Annotated in this window: 16 protein-coding genes and 3 pseudogenes; 8 read left to right on the plus strand and 11 right to left on the minus strand. The window is 61.8% G+C overall.

The genetic code is table 11. The annotated features are described in order from the left end of the window. Positions 1-125: 125 nt before the first annotated feature. Positions 126-333: pseudogene (locus JJB99_RS36590) on the plus strand (Ku protein); the annotation flags it as partial. On the opposite strand, the gene JJB99_RS36595 reads toward JJB99_RS36590, so the two are convergent. Both JJB99_RS36595 and JJB99_RS32860 read right to left on the minus strand, forming a co-directional pair. Continuing rightward, positions 325-657: a hypothetical protein gene (locus tag JJB99_RS36595; protein WP_246775351.1), complete on the minus strand. Its 333-nt coding sequence runs from the start codon at positions 655-657 to the stop codon at positions 325-327. The pseudogene JJB99_RS36590 and the gene JJB99_RS36595 overlap by 9 nt on opposite strands. A 395-nt stretch (positions 658-1,052) precedes the next feature. Then, complete coding sequence (locus tag JJB99_RS32860) at positions 1,053-1,448, minus strand: hypothetical protein (RefSeq protein ID WP_200496261.1); 396 nt, start codon at positions 1,446-1,448, stop codon at positions 1,053-1,055. Between the two features lie 850 nt (positions 1,449-2,298). Between JJB99_RS32860 and JJB99_RS32865 the strand changes: the two genes are divergently transcribed. After that, on the plus strand, positions 2,299-3,999 hold the full coding sequence (locus JJB99_RS32865) for a recombinase family protein (protein WP_200496262.1): 1,701 nt from the start codon (positions 2,299-2,301) through the stop codon (positions 3,997-3,999). On the opposite strand, the pseudogene JJB99_RS32870 reads toward JJB99_RS32865, so the two are convergent. The 7 genes and pseudogenes from JJB99_RS32870 to JJB99_RS32900 all read right to left on the minus strand — a co-directional run. Beyond that, positions 3,978-4,061 (minus strand): annotated as a pseudogene (locus JJB99_RS32870) (acyl-CoA thioester hydrolase); the annotation flags it as partial. The gene JJB99_RS32865 and the pseudogene JJB99_RS32870 sit on opposite strands and share 22 nt — an antisense overlap. A 65-nt stretch (positions 4,062-4,126) precedes the next feature. Beyond that, entirely contained in the window at positions 4,127-5,044 is a 918-nt protein-coding gene (locus JJB99_RS32875) for a metallophosphoesterase (RefSeq protein WP_200496263.1), read from the minus strand. A 149-nt stretch (positions 5,045-5,193) separates the two neighbouring features. Next, positions 5,194-6,246 carry a Holliday junction branch migration DNA helicase RuvB gene (ruvB, locus tag JJB99_RS32880; protein WP_200496264.1) on the minus strand — a complete coding sequence of 351 codons (1,053 nt, stop codon included), beginning with the start codon at positions 6,244-6,246 and terminating at the stop codon, positions 5,194-5,196. After that, positions 6,243-6,707, minus strand: coding sequence for a hypothetical protein (locus JJB99_RS32885; RefSeq protein ID WP_200496265.1), 465 nt, complete (start codon positions 6,705-6,707; stop codon positions 6,243-6,245). The genes ruvB and JJB99_RS32885 overlap by 4 nt, the downstream gene beginning before the upstream one ends. Then, a complete protein-coding gene (ruvA, locus tag JJB99_RS32890) occupies positions 6,704-7,321 on the minus strand; it encodes a Holliday junction branch migration protein RuvA (RefSeq protein WP_200500414.1) in 618 nt (205 codons plus the stop codon). Before ruvA ends, JJB99_RS32885 begins: the two co-directional genes overlap by 4 nt. Positions 7,322-7,561: 240 nt before the next feature. Beyond that, the gene (gene ruvC, locus JJB99_RS32895) at positions 7,562-8,089 is read right to left on the minus strand and encodes a crossover junction endodeoxyribonuclease RuvC (protein ID WP_200496266.1); all 528 of its coding nucleotides are present in this window, start codon (positions 8,087-8,089) and stop codon (positions 7,562-7,564) included. Positions 8,090-8,167: 78 nt separating this feature from the next. Next, on the minus strand, positions 8,168-8,914 hold the full coding sequence (locus JJB99_RS32900; RefSeq protein WP_200496267.1) for a YebC/PmpR family DNA-binding transcriptional regulator: 747 nt from the start codon (positions 8,912-8,914) through the stop codon (positions 8,168-8,170). A 204-nt stretch (positions 8,915-9,118) separates the two neighbouring features. On the opposite strand from JJB99_RS32900, the gene JJB99_RS32905 reads away from it, so the two are divergent. From JJB99_RS32905 to JJB99_RS32925, 6 genes and pseudogenes are all read left to right on the plus strand, one after another. Further along, positions 9,119-10,867, plus strand: coding sequence for a methyl-accepting chemotaxis protein (locus JJB99_RS32905; RefSeq protein WP_200496268.1), 1,749 nt, complete (start codon positions 9,119-9,121; stop codon positions 10,865-10,867). 121 nt (positions 10,868-10,988) lie between these two features. Beyond that, positions 10,989-12,413 (plus strand): methyl-accepting chemotaxis protein, encoded by a 1,425-nt coding sequence (locus tag JJB99_RS32910; RefSeq protein WP_200496269.1) that lies wholly within the window; start codon positions 10,989-10,991, stop codon positions 12,411-12,413. 355 nt (positions 12,414-12,768) lie between these two features. Further along, entirely contained in the window at positions 12,769-12,918 is a 150-nt protein-coding gene (locus JJB99_RS37070) for a c-type cytochrome (RefSeq protein ID WP_246775087.1), read from the plus strand. Positions 12,919-13,002: 84 nt separating this feature from the next. Next, complete coding sequence (locus JJB99_RS37075) at positions 13,003-13,140, plus strand: c-type cytochrome (RefSeq protein ID WP_246775088.1); 138 nt, start codon at positions 13,003-13,005, stop codon at positions 13,138-13,140. A 405-nt stretch (positions 13,141-13,545) separates the two neighbouring features. Beyond that, a complete protein-coding gene (locus tag JJB99_RS32920) occupies positions 13,546-14,364 on the plus strand; it encodes a RelA/SpoT domain-containing protein (protein ID WP_349629030.1) in 819 nt (272 codons plus the stop codon). Continuing rightward, positions 14,361-14,935: pseudogene (locus JJB99_RS32925) on the plus strand (c-type cytochrome); the annotation flags it as partial. The gene JJB99_RS32920 and the pseudogene JJB99_RS32925, both read left to right, overlap by 4 nt. A 69-nt stretch (positions 14,936-15,004) precedes the next feature. Here the strand turns inward: JJB99_RS32925 and JJB99_RS32930 are convergent. Together JJB99_RS32930 and JJB99_RS32935 are read right to left on the minus strand one after the other, a co-directional pair. Continuing rightward, the gene (locus JJB99_RS32930) at positions 15,005-15,685 is read right to left on the minus strand and encodes a Fic family protein (RefSeq protein WP_200496271.1); all 681 of its coding nucleotides are present in this window, start codon (positions 15,683-15,685) and stop codon (positions 15,005-15,007) included. Between the two features lie 7 nt (positions 15,686-15,692). Further along, positions 15,693-15,866: a hypothetical protein gene (locus tag JJB99_RS32935; protein ID WP_200496272.1), complete on the minus strand. Its 174-nt coding sequence runs from the start codon at positions 15,864-15,866 to the stop codon at positions 15,693-15,695. Positions 15,867-16,491: the final 625 nt, after the last annotated feature.

Genomic DNA, 16,491 nt, shown 5'->3' on the forward strand with positions numbered 1-16,491 from the left:
TGATATTAGATGATGGCATGGCGTCATTAAAGCCGAGATCAACCGGGCTCAACTTTAACCATGCAGCGGATCATCTCGAATCCAAGGCGCCTTAGCCGGAGTCCTGCGTATATGGCCCCCCACGCAAAGGGGTCGCCGGCAATGTCGTCGATCTGATGGAAGCGCTCCGCCAAAGCGTCGGCCAGGAGCAAGCCGCCAAGACATCGAAGACAAAAAAAGCCGAAGAGGACCTCCGGTCAGAAGGAGATGCTGTTACCGATCGCGGGCAAGAAGCCAGCTAAGGCAGGGACGGCAAAGAAGCCAGCGGCGAGGACTCAAAGGAAATCAGCGTAGGCGCTCGACTAACCCGGCATATACAGGCATTTTCAGACATTGAGGCGCATAGTCTGGACAGGTATCACCGATTGAATCGAGCACGTCGTGAGTTTCGGCAAGAGCCTGGTCGGGAGCGACACCTGGTGGGGGATCCTCTCGGGCGACAGCGATGGCACGCTCCCGCGCAAGAGGATCTACCCTGTCCTTTATCCAGCCATGCTCCTCGCACTCGCAGGTCGCTCCGGCTTCCTGCAGCACGGAGATTGCCCAGCCGCGCCGGCTCCGGATAGTAGGCCGCCTTCCTTGAACATCAGCATCGAGAGTGCTCCTGCCTAGACGAATCCGATCGGTCCGTCCTTCGTTCCAGCTGGCAATACAGAGCTGCAAATCGAAAATGCGGGGTCTGACATCTTTCCCCGACTCTAAACGCGAATGAAAGGTCCAGGGGTGCACCGGCAAAGCATGACCGGAACTAATTGACTCTGACTAGGGATATTCGCAATCTGAGATTTAGTAACTCAAATCTTTCATGCATGGCGTGTCATGCGTACGCCGAATCCTTGCAGTCCCGCCCAACAGCGGCTTCGGTTTCACCGCACTAGGTCGTTGTAGTCGGCTGCCTCGCCGCTGAGACGGCACGATACTGTTCCAGGGCTGCCTTCTGCTCAGCCGTCTGAACGTATTGGACCGTCCGGAAGTTGTTCAACTCCCAGAATTCCTTCTTGAGAGGTACCATCTCATTGCGGCGCGACCGTGTGGGCATGAAACCGATTTGGGTGAATACAATCTCGGTGAGGGTTTCCATGGTCTTCTCGGCCGAGATCGGCAGGCGCGTCGACGAGCGGGGCGGCTAGTTCGTGGGCAGCTGCGGGATCTCCAAACCTGCTGAGAACGTCATTGCGCTTCACGCCGGAGAGGTAACCGGCGATCCTGCAAAGGAAATGGCGCTGTATGGTGACGGGCGGGTCGCCGACGCTGGCCTCGATCGACTGACCGCCATCGCGGATGCGGGCGAGGAACTGGGAAATCACGGGCAAGTCGCGACCGATCGAGGTCGTTTTCCCACGGAAAAGCCGCAGCGCGGTCCAGCCCCACTGCGGCCATCTCGGACTAACCAAAAAATTGGTGCTCAAATCTCTCCGCTGTTCTCACAGTAGAACACCCCGTTCCGACACGGATCGCTCTCCAGCCCCAATGCTCCCGGCTGCCGACTCAATTGCGGATCAGAGCACCGGGAGTGCTAGGCGGCGCAGGCTGGGTGCAGACCTTAACCGGCCCGGACATTTCCGTCGACGTTGAGCTTTTCTTGAGTTCCTCGACATTGAGTATCCCCAATGATTTCAGCCGGGAGCCGGAACGTGTTCATTACGCTACCCCAGGCTGTGGCTGGGCTCGAGCCGCGATCCCACCGCCGAATCTACCCTCCTTTGTTTAGCAAATTCCCGCCCGCCCACGATCATCTTCGCAGCAACACGCTGGCGCCCGACATTTGAAAAGTTTCATTTTCATTCGCTACCGCAGCAGTCAACATGAACGGACTCGCCATCGCAGATCGAGACTTTCATGTGCGGTTCAAAAGCAAAAGTGATTTGTAGCTTTGTCGTGATGCTTGTCCGGTCACGGCGCTTGCCGAGTGAAGCTGCCGCTGAAGGGCGGTCTAGATCTGGCGAGCCACTTAAAATCACAGAGGAGCTTCGATCGAATCTTCGATTGGAGGACGCTAACGCCGCACGCGATCCCTGCGACCTGCCGGTAGCGCAAGAAAGAAATTTACGCTAGCTTCTGAAGGCTTTGCTGTGATGCGTACCCGAATGCGATTGTCTCGGGGCCAAAAGGCGATCATCCGACCGCTTGATCCTTCCCACCCTCAAAGTTGGGACAATCCCGACAATGAGGAAGTTTGGCTTGAGCTGGCGCGTGCCATCGGACGGCAGCTTGCGCGGGATGAAATAGGCGGTTTGGAGCAGCGGATAGGGGAACGGGATGGCGATAGCGTCACCAAAAAAGAGGGCCGTGATATACGCCCGCTATTCGAGCGACATGCAAAAAGCGACCTCGATTGACGGTCAGCTATTACTCTGCCGGAAGGTCGCCGCACGCAATGACCTAGATATCGTCGGTGAATTTGTCGACGCCGCAAAGTCTGGCCTTACCGAGGATACGCGCGATGGCTATCAGCGATTGCTCAAAGGTGTACGGAGCCAAGACTTTGACGTGATCATCGTCGAGCATTTCGACCGCCTGTCGCGCGATCCCGCCACCATCCAGCGTCTCAAGCAGGTGTTTGAGTTCAACCGCGTTGAATTGATGGATCAGAAAGGCGTTTATGCGACCGCAACTGACATCAGCATCGCAAGCCTCTACAATACGATCTACAAGCCCCAGCTTGCTGACAAGGTTCGGCGTGGGCATGATAACGCCGTCAACAACGGAAGAATTCCTGGCTCGTACGCGTATGGTTATCGGCCAAAGCCGGGCGTGCCTGGCGAGCGGATCATCGATGAGAGCGAAGCAAAGATCGTGCGCCGTATCTTCATCGAGTATACGGCAGGCCGTTCAACGCGAGATATCGCCGCCGATCTTACCCGCGAAGGCGTACCCTCGCCTGGGGCTACCCGTCACAAGAACAAGGCTGGTCGCACCACCTGGAATCATCAGTGCATCACTGGCGGTCGCCATGGTCGCGGCATTATCGGCAACGAGCTGTATATCGGCGAGATACATTGGAATGTTCGCTCAACAATTCTCAATCCGGAAACGCAGAAGAAGCAGAAGCGCCGCAATCCCGAAGAACGCCACATCATCGTAAAAAACGCCGAGCTGCGGATTATTCCGCAAGCGCTCTGGGATAGCGCGCAGAAGGTTCGCAATGAACGCGCTATCCATATGTTCGGGCCGTCCGGCAAGCCGCGGCGCCGACCTGTGGTCCCGCGCAACAACGAGCACCCGCTTGCGGGAGTCCTTCGGTGCGGTGTGTGCAACGGCCGTATGCGAATCTCTCAATCCTCCCGGAATGGAGGGCCGCGTGCCGCGTGCGCCAACGCGCATCAGCGAGGCACCTGCGAGCATACCCGCAGCTTTGATATGGACGTTCTACTGAAGGATGTTGCCGAAAAAATGGAAGTAAGATTGCTTTCACCGAAAGCCGTTGAAGAGGCGATGCGTGCCTGGAAGGAGGAGCGGAAGAGCGATCAGCGAAAGGACAGCGAACGCTCTAACCTGGAGCGTCGGCGCCGTGTGCTGAATGCCGAGATCGAACGCTTGTCATATGCGATCGCAAACAGCCGTCGCAAACCGGATGAGTTGATCAAGCAGATAGATGAATGCGACGTGGAACGGGAAACTGTCGAGGAACGCTTGCGCTTGCTCGGCAGTGGCGGCGAAAACGTGATCCCGTTCGACCACCCGAAGTTCGGTGACCGATACCGTTCGGAAGCTAAGAGACTGGTCACCGGTCTCAAGACAAATCCGAAGGCGATCGAAACTCGCATCGCTTTCCGTAACTTGGTCGACTGCATTATAGTGCATCCCGTACGCAAGCGGATGCCCTACGAATACACACCGTACCTGAACGCCGCGGCCCTTTTCAGCATGAAACTCTTCTCAGAAGATCGTGAGAAATCAGGCACGATCAGCACTGCCTGTTACGACACCGTCCAGTCAGAGAAATCCGTGTCCTCGTAATAGACGCGGACCTGCATGTGGTGGCGGCCGTCGCGGATCTCGCCGTCGAGATGGGCAGTCACGTCGCGGGCCTCTTGCTTTTGCTACCGGCCCGTTTTGCGCAAAAACTGCCCGCCGCGCAAGCGTGTTAGGACACAACCGGGGCGGCCCGTCCCAGCGTCACCTCGACGATCTCGGGCGGCACGCCGACACGGACCGGCATGATGCTGCAACCAAGGCCGCCGGAGATGATGACGTCGCATTTCAACCTGACATGACCATAGGCGAGCTGCCCGCTATTCGGGCCCCGAATGGCGGGCGACCAGCCGAGCAGGCGGACCTGGCCGCCATGGGTGTGGCCGGACAATTGCAGCGCGACCCGCGCCGGCACACGCCAGGCGATGTTGGGCTCATGCGCGAGCAGGATGACCGGCGCATCGTCAGTGACTTTTGCCAGCGTGCCCGCGAGATCGTCGGCACCGAAGCGCGCCGTGCTGCGGAAGCGCTGCGCCGGCGCAAAGGCGAGCTGATCGCCGAGGCCGGCGAGCCAGAACGAGCGGGCGTCCTTGGTGAGACGCACGACGTCGTTCTCGTAGACCGGAATGCCGGCCGCCTCCAGCGCGCGATGCGCGATGGTCGGCCCATGCCCGGCCCGCTGCACGGTCCGGTCATCCCAATAATCGTGATTGCCCATGACGGCATGGACGCCGAGCGGCGCCTTGAGGCCGGCCAGCACCCTGGCCCATTCGCTCGATGGAATGATGCGCGCGACCTGGTGAACGCCAGCGACGTAGTCGCCGAGCAGCACGATGAGGTCGGCGTTCAGTGCGTTGGTACGGTCGACGATCGCCTCGATCCGCTCCAGCGACATCCAGGGATCGCAGGCATGGATGTCGGCGATCGCCGCGATCTTCAGCCGGAAATCCGCCGGCCATTGCCGCGGGGTCGGATGGTAGCGGGTGACGCGGAGCCGCATCGGCTCGACGCCGACCCCATAGGCGGCGGTCGAGATGCCGAGGGCGGAAAGACCGCCGATGGAGCGGATGAGGTGACGACGTGTGATCATGGAAGCCCGGTTCTGATGCGGCGTTTTGATGCGATCCGATTGAAGCGGAATTGGGGTCCGTTGGTGCAGACCGTCTGCATTCGCGTGCAGGCGCCTGCACAAAGGGTTACCAGAAGTTCATGACAACCGGGCCTGTTGCGCCAACGCAATCAGTCGTCGCTTTCGTCCGTGCCGAACAGACCGAATTGCGCTGCCGCATCGCGCGAGGGCTCGGTGATGCCGAGATGGTGGAAGGCGTGCGAGGTGAGCAGCCGGCCGCGCGGGGTGCGCTGGAGATAACCGCACTGGATCAGATAAGGCTCGATGATGTCCTCGATCGCGTCGCGCGGCTCGGACAACGCGGCCGCCATCGTCTCAACGCCGACCGGGCCGCCGCCGTAGTTCTGCGCGATGGTTGTGAGGTAGCGCCGGTCCATCGCATCGAGGCCCGCGGCGTCGACCTCGAGTGCGCTCAGCGCGTGGTCGGCAATCTTGCGGTCGATCGAGGCGGCATCGGCGGCGGAGGCGAAATCGCGCACGCGGCGGAGCAGGCGGCCGGCGATCCGCGGCGTGCCGCGGGCACGGCGCGCGATCTCGTTGGCGCCATCAGCGCTCATGCCGACATTGAGCACGCGCGCGCCGCGCGTGACGATGCTCTCCAATTCCTCGATCGTGTAGAAATTCAGCCGCACCGGAATGCCGAAGCGGTCGCGCAAGGGATTGGTGAGCAGGCCGGCGCGCGTGGTGGCGCCGACGAGAGTGAATTTCGACAGCTCGATCTTCACTGAGCGTGCCGCCGGGCCCTCGCCGATGATGAGGTCGAGCTGAAAATCCTCCATCGCGGGATAGAGCACTTCTTCTACCGCGGGGCTGAGGCGATGGATTTCGTCGATGAAGAGCACGTCGCGCTCTTCGAGATTGGTCAGCAGCGCAGCGAGATCGCCGGCCTTGGCGATGACAGGCCCCGACGTGGCGCGAAAGCCGACGCCGAGCTCTTTCGCCACGATCTGCGCCAGCGTGGTCTTGCCGAGGCCGGGTGGGCCGACGAACAGCACGTGATCCAGCGCCTCGCCGCGCTTGCGCGCCGCCTCGATGAAGATCGAGAGATTCTTGCGCGCCTGCTGCTGGCCGACGAAGTCGGACAGCGATTGCGGACGCAGCGCAGTGTCCCCGACATCGTCGCTGCGGCGCTCGGGCGAGACCATGCGGGAGGGTGTGTTCATATCGAAGATCTGTCGAGCCGATTGCGGATCAGAAGAGATGCTTGAGCCCCCGCAAAAAGGATCAAACCCAACACAAAAATGAAGAACACGTCACCCGAAAGAAACGACACTCGACTAATCAGGCCAGTCGCTAAAGCCGAAATAAAGCTAGCAGAAAGAATGTTCCACCAGACGAGGAAGCCGCGGATTTGCAGAATGATTGTAACCAACACTGCTGCAATAACCGTGGGCAAGGACAACGCTTTCAGAGCGAACCAACTGAACCCGATCAGGTCGCGCGAGATCGAGAAGCATCGAACGACCTGGCTCAGAAAGCAACCGGACGCTGAAAACGCCAGCATTGCAAGATATCCGGCAACGAGAGTTCCGAGGAGAATGAGGACGAACATGCGACCGAGTCGCTGCAACTGCAGCCATGCTGCACCTTGATCCGACGCGGAGAGGCGCTGACCGTCGCTCACTTCGCCAGTTCCTTCAGGCCGAGGCGAATGAGCTGCGCCGTTTCAGCGCCTTCACCTGCACTGCGCGAAGCCGACGCAATCGCCGCAGCCGCCTGCGGTTGGCCATAGCCGAGATTGACCAGCGCGGAGATCGCATCCGCAACGGGCCGCGGCGCGCGCTGGTCGTCGACGGCGCCGGCGAGATGCACCACGGCCGGATCGACATTGGCAAAGGCCGGCGCCTTGTCCTTCAGTTCGGTGACGATGCGCTCGGCGACCTTGGGCCCGACGCCGGGCGTGCGCGCCACCGCGGCCTTGTCGCGCAGCGCAATCGCATTGGCGAGATCGGCCGGCGACAGTGTGCCGAGCACCGCGAGCGCAACTTTTGCGCCGACGCCCTGCACGGTCTGGAGCAGGCGAAACCATTCGCGCTCCTGGTCGGTGCGGAAGCCGAACAGTTTGATCTGGTCCTCACGGACATAGGTCTCGATCGACAGCACGGCCGCCTCGCCCGGCTTGGGCAGATGTTGCAAGGTGCGCGACGAGCAATGAACCTGGTAACCAACGCCGCCGACGTCGAGAATCACAAAATCCTCGCCGTAGGAATCGATCAGGCCTTTGAGCTTGCCGATCATCGCTGCGCGGCCACTGCTTGCAGGACGCACGGCAAGGTCTGTCCGTTCCCTCCCCCCTTGTGGGGGAGGGTCAGGGAGGGGGGTGCCACACGGGGATTCTCTCGAAGGCGCGAGGATGGCGTGCCCAGCTTGTCGGCGACGGCGACACCGCCGCCGAGGCTACCCCTCTCCCCGACCCTCCCCCACAAGGGGGGAGGGAGCGCACCAAGCATGCGGCTCATATGTGCCTCACAATGCGCATTAGAGTCCCGCCACCTTCAGCCTGAGCGCGGTGCTCTGGCGGTGATGGGCGTGGGTGATCGCGATGGCGAGCGCGTCGGCGGCATCGGCCGACGGCGGCTCGGCTTTCGGCAGCAAAATCTTCAGCATCATCGCGATCTGCTGCTTGTCGGCATGGCCGGCCCCGACCACGGTCTTCTTGACCTGGTTCGGCGCGTATTCGGCGACAGAGATGCCGAACATTGCGGGCGCCAGCATGGCGACGCCGCGGGCCTGGCCGAGTTTCAGCGTGGCAACGCCGTCCTTGTTCACGAACGTTTGCTCGACGGCGGCTTCCGTCGGCTGGTGACCGGACAGAGCAGCAGCCAGCCCTTCATGGATCGCGAGCAGGCGGCCCGACAGCGGCAGATCGTCCGGCGGTTCCACCGAACCGCAGGCGACGTAGATCAAGCGGTTGCCCTCGGCCTCGATCACCCCCCAGCCGGTGCGGCGCAGGCCGGGGTCGATGCCGATGATGCGAACGGGTTGGCGAATCGGAAGCGCGCTCATGGGCCAGTGATAGCGGTTGGCCCATGATAGCGAAACAGAAACAGAACAGAAGTCCCCCAGGAAAGGCGATCGCTGCCTCTAGCCGCCCATCTTCGCCATCAGCGCGTCCGACACCTCGAAATTGGCGTAGACGTTCTGGACGTCATCGTGCTCGTTGAGCAGGTCCATCAGCTTCAGCAGCTTCTCGCCGGTCTCGTCGTCGACGGCGACCGTGTTCTGCGGCTTCCAGATCAGCGCGGCCTTGCGCGGCTCGCCGAACTTGGCTTCCAGCGCCTTGGCGACGTCGCGATAGCTTTCGGTCGAGGCGTAGATCTCGTGGCCACTTTCGCTGGAAACCACGTCGTCGGCGCCGGCCTCGATCGCGGCATCCAGCACGGCGTCGTCATCGGCGACGCTGCGGTCGTATTCGATGATGCCGGTGCGGTCGAACATGAACGAGACCGAGCCGGTTTCGCCGAGATTGCCGCCGGACTTGGTGAAGAAGGAGCGGATGTCGGAGGCGGCGCGGTTGCGGTTGTCGGTCAGCGCCTCGACGATGACGGCGACGCCGCCCGGGCCGTAACCCTCATAGCGGATCTCGTCATAGTTCTCGCCGTCGCTGCCGAGCGCCTTCTTGATGGCGCGCTCGATATTGTCCTTCGGCATGTTCTCCTGGCGCGCGGCGATCACGGCGGCGCGCAGGCGCGGGTTCATGGCGGGGTCCGGCGTGCCGAGCTTGGCCGCGACGGTGATTTCCCGCGCCAGCTTGCCGAACAGCTTCGACTTCTGCGCATCCTGCCGCCCCTTGCGGTGCATGATGTTCTTGAATTGGGAATGTCCGGCCATGCGTGGTCTCTTGAGGAATCGTGCGCCTAAGATGAGCGTGGGAAGCGCGGCGTTATAGGCCGGCTGCCCACCGGAAAGAAAGGGGCTCCGCGGATTTAAGGTACCACCGTAGTGGCCCATGCCTGGATGGCAGGCACCGTTAACCCTGATTTCATTCCGACTTGCGAAAATAGCGTCCGCCCATCCCCCGACAAGAGAGAGCTGATGGCGTTCGGACTATTTCGGAAGCGTCTGCCGGACATGGCTGCGCCAGCGGTGGGGCCGGCTGCTGCGCAGCCGCCGGCCCATTCCGAACCCGCTCCGGCCACGGATGGCGATTCGGCCCGGGAAATCCTGGAACTGCTGGAACTCGAGCTCGGGGCGATGATCCGCCAGCTCGAGCGGGCCGCCAATTCGGTGGCTGGCGGCGCCGAGGCGACCGCCACGACGCTGGCCGCCATCCGCGAGCGCACCGACGCCCTGACCGGCCGGACCAATGCCGCCCAGTCGAACGCGTCCACCTTCGCCCACGCCGCCGACAAGTTCACCCAGTCCGCGCAAGGGATCGGCGCGCAGGTGCGCGAGGCCGGCAAGCTCGCCGACGAGGCCAGCGCCGCGGCGCAGGAGGCCCGCGCCAATGTCGACCGCCTGCGCGAGTCCTCCGCGGCGATCAGCAACGTGGTCAACCTGATCGCGCAGATCGCGCGCCAGACGACGCTGCTCGCGCTCAACTCGACCATCGAGGCCGCGCGCGCAGGCGCTGCGGGACGAGGCTTTGCGGTCGTCGCCACCGAGGTGAAGGCGCTTGCGGTGCAGACGCAGGGCGCCACGGAAGAGATCTCCAAGAAGATTGACGCACTACAGCGCGACGCGGCCGGCTCCGCCGATGCCGTGCACCGCATCTCGCAGGCGATCGAGGCGATCCGCCCGGTGTTCGACACCGTCAACGGCGCCGTCGCCGAGCAGAACGCCACCACCAGCGAGGTCTCCGGCAATGCCGCGAGCGCATCGGAGTTCATCATCTCGGTCGGAGAGAGCGCGGCCGAGATCGACGCCGCGACCAAGGCGGCCGAGACCCATGGCGAGAACGTCGCCAGCGCCGGCAAGGCCGTCACCACTTTCGCCCGGAAGCTGAAATCGCGCTGCGCGGTGCTGCTCAAGCAGAGCGAGCATAACGACCGCCGCAAGACCGAGCGGCTGCCCTGCCATCTCAAATTCGAAACCGCACGCGGCATGATGCCGGTCTATGAGATCGCGATGGACGGCGTGCTGATCGGCGGCGCCGACGCGAGCCGGCTGGCGCCGCAGGCGATCGTCGAGGGCACGCTTGAGGACGTCGGCGCTTGCCGCCTGCGCGTGGTCGAGCAGTCCAAGGCCGGCGCCCGCGCGCAATTCGTCGTCCCCAATGCCGAGCTGACCGAGAAGATCGAGGACAAGCTCTGGTCGATCCACGAAGAGAACACCGAGTTCGTCACCCGTGCGATGGAGGCGGGCAATGCGCTGACGAGGATCTTCGAGCAGGCGGTTGCGCGCGGCGAGGTCAAGATCGACGACCTCTTCGACACCGACTATGCCGAGATCGCCGGCACCAATCCGCAGCAATATCGCACCAGATATCTCGACTGGGCCGATCGTGCACTGCCGCCGTTCCAGGAGGCTTTTCTCGCCAAGGAGCCGCGCATGGCGTTCTGCGCCATGGTCGACCGCAACGGCTTTTTGCCGGTGCACAACAAGATCTATTCGCATCCGCAGCGGCCGGGCGACGTCGCCTGGAACACCGCCAACAGCCGCAACCGGCGAATCTTCAACGATCCGGCGGGGCTGGCCGCCGCGCACAACCTGCGCTCGTACCTGATCCAGAGCTATGCGCGCGACATGGGCAACGGCAATACGGTGATGATGCGGGAGATCGACGTCCCGATCCGCGTCCAGGGCCGGCACTGGGGTGGATTCCGCACCGCTTACAAACTGTAGTGCACGCGCCCTCGTGCACTCTTGGGCAAGACGCCGGGCGCGAATCATCCTCTAAGGTCGAAACTGGAATGGGAATGCCGCGGAGAGCCGATCGACGGCTCTGACTGGAGAAAGCCCGTACATGTCCCTTGCGCAACTTGCAGTCATGGATACCGGATCGAACCGGACCCTCGCCGAACGGCTGATCGACCAGCTTGCCGACCGCATCGGCGGCCTCGGCGTCGAGCTCGCCGACATTGCCGGCAACGTCCAGGAAGTCGCACACCGCGTCACGAACCAGTCGGATCGGTTCCACCACCTCCAGAAGACGGCCGAGACGATGGTCTCGGCCAACCATGCCATCGCCAATGCATCGCAGGCGGTGCAGACGACGACCTCAGCGGCGGTCGGCGAGATCGCGCAGTCGCGCAGCGCGGTCGATGCCGCGGTCAGCCACATCTCCGAGCTCGTCGCGGCCGTGGAGCGGATCGAGGCGCGCCTCAGCGCCGTCGGCTCCGCGCTGGCGCAAGTGGCAAAGGTGTCCGGTTCGATCGAGGCGATCGCGAAACAGACAAACCTGCTGGCGCTGAACGCCACCATCGAAGCGGCGCGCGCCGGCAATGCCGGCCGCGGCTTCGCGGTGGTCGCGAGCGAGGTGAAGAACCTCGCCGAGGCCACCCGCCAGGCCACGCACCAGATCGCCGACACCGTGCGCGATCTCGACGGCCAGATCGAAGGCCTGATCGGCGAGAGCAGCGACGCCTCGCAGCGCGCCAAGACCGCCGGCGAAGGCGCGCAAGCGATCTCCGGCATCATCTCCCGCGTCCAGCAGGGCTTTGCCTCGGTCGAGGCGGAGATCGGCAGCGTCACGCGCGCGGCGACCTCCAATCTCGGCCACTGCGACACCGTCATCAGCGAGCTCAACGAGCTTGCCAAGGGCGTCGACCTCTCCTCGCGCGATCTCAAGAACGCCGATCAGCGCGTGGCGAAACTGCTCGACACCTCCGAAGGCCTGATCGCGCTGATCGCCGATAGCGGCGTCGAGACGTCCGATGCGCCGCTGATCCGTGTCGTCATTGAGACGGCGAAGCGGATCTCGGCCGAGTTCGAAGCTGCGATCGATCGCGGCGAGATCACGCTCGACCAGCTCATGGACGAGAACTACCGCGAGATTCCCGGCACCGATCCGAAGCAATACCTCACCAGCTACGTCGAGTTCACTGACCGCGTGTTGCCCGCGATCCAGGACCCGATCCAGAAATCCGATCCGCGCATCGTGTTCTGCGTCGCCTGGGCCAGGGGCGGGTACCTGCCGACCCACAATCCGAACTACCGCCTGCCGCAGGGCAAGGACCCGGTCTGGAACAACGCCAATTGCCGCAACCGCCGCCTGTTCACCGACCGCGCGGTGAAGAAGGTCGCGGCCAACACAAAACCGTTCCTGCTGCAAACCTATCGCCGCGACATGGGCGGCGGACAGTTCGTGCTGATGAAAGATTTATCCTCGCCGATCGTGATCCGCGGCAAGCACTGGGGCGCCTTCCGGATGGGCTTTCGGCAGAGCTGAGGGCCGCTCCTGCGGCCCTTGAATCGAAAAGCTTGAAAACAACCCCATGCACAGTAGCCGGGACGTGCGCAATCAACGGCTTAGAGCGGGACGGATTTGAACCTGAAATGGACTGCGGCCGAAAGCGCCGCTCCTCCGGTTGAGAGCGAGTCGAATATCATCTCGCCAGACTTCGACACGTCTGCTGCATCAGTTGACCCGTCGGGCAAAACAGGGGCATACTACTAGTATTCCGAAGTGAGGGTATTCCCTCCTTCGACCCCCCGCGGGTCGGACGAGACAGTCGCGCTGCCAACCCAGGCGACATCGTCGCGCCCGAAGACATAAGCAACGTGCCGCCGCAGCCCTCGTCGATTTGCCGCCACCACGACCGCTCGCACCCTCGGACAAGGAAGGCCTTACGGCCGACGCACGCGGCAAAAAAGCGTTCGCCACCGCCTGCGCCAGCTGCCATGGCTGGAGCGGGAGCCCGGTCTCGCCGATGGCGACGCTGACCGGCACCTAGGCGGTCAACCATCCCGCCGCCACCAACGTCGCGCAGATCGAGATCTCGGGCGGCAAGCGGCATACGCCCGACAGCGCGCTGTCGATGCTGGCGTTCGGGAATGCGTATACCGACGACGAGATCGCAGCGGTGGCGAACTATGTCAGGGCGCGGTTCGGGACGAAGGGCTCGAAGCTGACGGCGAAGGACTTGGCGGAGTTGCGGGTGCAGACAGCGGAGTAGTGCTCTGCTCTTACCCTCGCTTGGAGGAGAGTTATCTCTGTGACTGCACATGATCATAGGTTTATAAGACGCTTTCCACACGGGGAAGGCGTCCCACCGGATGCCTTCCGGCAGTGGACCGAAAGTGGGTCCATCGAGGCGGCGCTGGCAGCTATGGCTAACAAGACGGATTTACCCCACTGGGGATCGAAGGGCGCGATCAATCGCGCCGGCGACGCGTTGCGTGCGGGGAAGCTAGGCCCGGGCCAGTCGGATATCCTGGAATCGTGGAGGATGTCCCATCGTGATGTGATCAACTCGTTTCAGTCACTCTTGCGAGCCAGAGCCAAGAACTTGGATGTGCAGGTGGCGCAGCGATTGAAGCGCCGCTCAACGATTATAGACAAGCTGTCCCGCCATGACGGAATGCAGCTTGCTCGCATGGATGACGTTGCTGGCTGCCGACTGATATTTCCAGATATCAAAGCGCTCCACGAATTTCGTTCCAAGCTCCATCACGCGAAAATCAAACACATTCGCAAAAACGAGAAAAGTAAGTACGACTACATAGAAAGCCCTTCGGATCGCGGCTACCGCGGCATCCATGACATCTACGAACATAAGTCCAAGTCTAAGAAGGGGAATCCGAAGTGCGACGGGCTCCTTATTGAGATTCAGTACCGCACCAATGTTCAGCATGCATGGGCAACCGCAGTCGAGGTTGTGACCGAGGTAACTGAGAACCAGCCGAAATTTGATCGTGGCGACAGGCGTTACATCGAACTGTTTCGCCTATCGAGTGAAATGTTGGCGAGAGCAATTGAAGGTATCCCACCACGCTTATTTCCCGATAAGAGCAATAAGGAGTTGTACGCAGAATTTGAGACATTAAATCGCGAAATCGGCGTTATGGACATGCTGGTAAACCTAGTCATTAACGATTGGGTCGGTGATCACATAGAAGCGGACCATATCATCTTACGCGCCTCCAAAAGGGAGGGATTCAAACTCTACCAATTTGATCTGGAATTGGAGGCATCGTCCCGGCTTCTCGAACTTGAGAAAGAATTTCCGGATGACAATATTGTTTTAGTGGGCGCCAGAAACGTCGAAGAAATGAAATCCGCATTCCGGAATTACTTCAACGACGTGCGAGATTTTCTGAACATGATGGTGCGAGCCTACGAGATACTTGATCCGGAGACACATGCCGCAAGGATGGCTGAATATGGTTTGCAAAAATGAACAATGGCAAGGCGACTAGCCTTGGCATTTGACGCAACGAGGATCTGATCTCGTATCTGTCGCTCGGCCATGCGCCCGGCCACGGCTCGGCCTCGGGTCCGATGGTGAAGCGGTCGACCACAGTTTTAGCCAGTTCGCGCCAGAGGACATCCGCTCCTCGTATTTGCGCAGCGTGCCGCCGCAGCCCTCGCCCGACCTGCCGGCGACGACAGCCCCGGTCGCGCCCGCCTCGCACAAGGACGGCGTGACGGCCGACGCGCGCGGCAAGAAAATGTTCGCCAGCGCCAGCTGCCACGGTTGGAGCGGCGAAAGCCCGGTGTCGCCGATGGCGACGCTCACGGGCATCTGGGTCGTCAACCACCCAGCCGCCACCAACGTCGCGCAGATCGTGATCTCGGGCACGAAGCGGCATACGCCAGATGGTGCGCTGTCGATGCCGGCGCTCGGCAAGGCGTATACGGACGACGAGATCGCGGCAGTGGCGAACTACGTCACGGCACGGTTCGGTGCGAAGGGCTCGAAGCTGACGGCGAAGGACGTGGCGGAGCTAAGGGAGCAGACGGCGGAGTGATCGCAAGGCTGCAGTTATCGCGTTGCCGTTGCCGCCCCAAAACGTCGCGGCTCGTCGCCCTTGTAGTGATCAGTGATAGTTGCGCGTCTCCGGGGGCGGGACTTCGCCGCTGGCCTGCTTCGCGGCGCTCAGCAGCTGCTTGGCAAGCATCGCATTGAGCATGTCCTCCAACTCGCTGACGTCGATCTTACCTTCTTTGTAATGCTCATCGGCCTTTTCAAGCGCGGCGTAGTAAGGCGCCTTATTGGCGGAAATCTGCTCCGGAATAGTTGGCGCGCCTGGCAAGAGGCTATCGAGTTTAGCGCTCATCACGACATAAGAAACGGTGCGCGCAGTGCGGCCATTGCCATCCGCAAACGGATGAATCCAGTTCAGCTTCCAGAGCACATAGGCGCCCAGGTGGTCGGCATTCCTTGTCCAATTGCTATTCACGTACTCGCACATATCCTGGATCTCGTCAGAGACGAATGCGGCCTCCGGCGGAACGTGCTTGCTCTTACCGATTGAGACCTTCGTATTGCGCCACGTTCCGGCCAGCGGATGGATGCCGTCAAGCGCGGCTTGGTGCAATTGCAAGATTAGGTTTGCGCGTAGCCGAAACGGCCGCTCCTTGTCCTTGACAAAGGACCGTATCATTTCGACCGCGAGATCGAACTGACGAATGCCGTTTTCGGCCTCGCGCAGTGCGATCTCGTTTGGGTCTTTCAGGAGTGAAGCGGTTTCGGCAACGCTGTGCCGATCATCGGTCACGGTGCGACTACTCGCCCTGATGCAGCTTCTTGTCGAGGCTAGCGATCATCTCGCGGGTGATCAACTCGTTCTCGATCTGGGTGTTGCCGTAGGCGAAGCTGCGGCGCTGCTCACCGAGCTCGGCCGGCGACATTTCAATTTGGCGAGCCCGCTCAATCAGTTCCTTAAGTTCATTGGTCATGAGCTTCTCCCCTTGCAAGGCAATCATAAGAATCGCCGAGCTTCCTGTAAAGTTCCTAATGTTACGTGAAGGTGCGAAGCGCTTGCGGTAGTCGACTCGCGCCAAGATGTCGATCCGAAACGGCCCCATCCAACGAAATTCGATCGTCCGAGAGCACCAGCCGCCAAGAACCGGGCCTCAAACCGCTTGAGGGCTTAGCCGCTGCCGTTCCGCACCTACCAGCAGGCACTAGGGACCGGTCTCCATGCCCGGTAATACCTCCTGGAGCCGTTGGCTGCTGGTTCGAGGGCCAGCAGCGCGATCAAAACTAGCATTATTATCGAGCTGGACCTGCCGTCCGTCCGGGCGAGGTTCTCCATCCATCGTCGAGGGCGCCGCCGGATGCAGGGCGGCGGGGCTCTTCTTCCCGATCTAAGGGGCTCGACAAGAAACTTTGCTCGCTATTGCATCGTCGTTCCGAGATCGCCGTGGTGCTCGCGATCATGGCACGGACGTCGCGATTGAGAAGACTAGTACCGGAATCGCACCGCTTGCCCAACCGCGGCAGCCTCGTGGCAGCCTTCGGCCTCGATCAGCAGCGAGATGGCGGCGAGGCGAACGCACCGAGCCAGCCTCTCCTACAGGG

Origin of the sequence: Bradyrhizobium diazoefficiens (assembly GCF_016616235.1) — a bacterium.
Lineage (GTDB): Bacteria > Pseudomonadota > Alphaproteobacteria > Rhizobiales > Xanthobacteraceae > Bradyrhizobium > Bradyrhizobium diazoefficiens_H.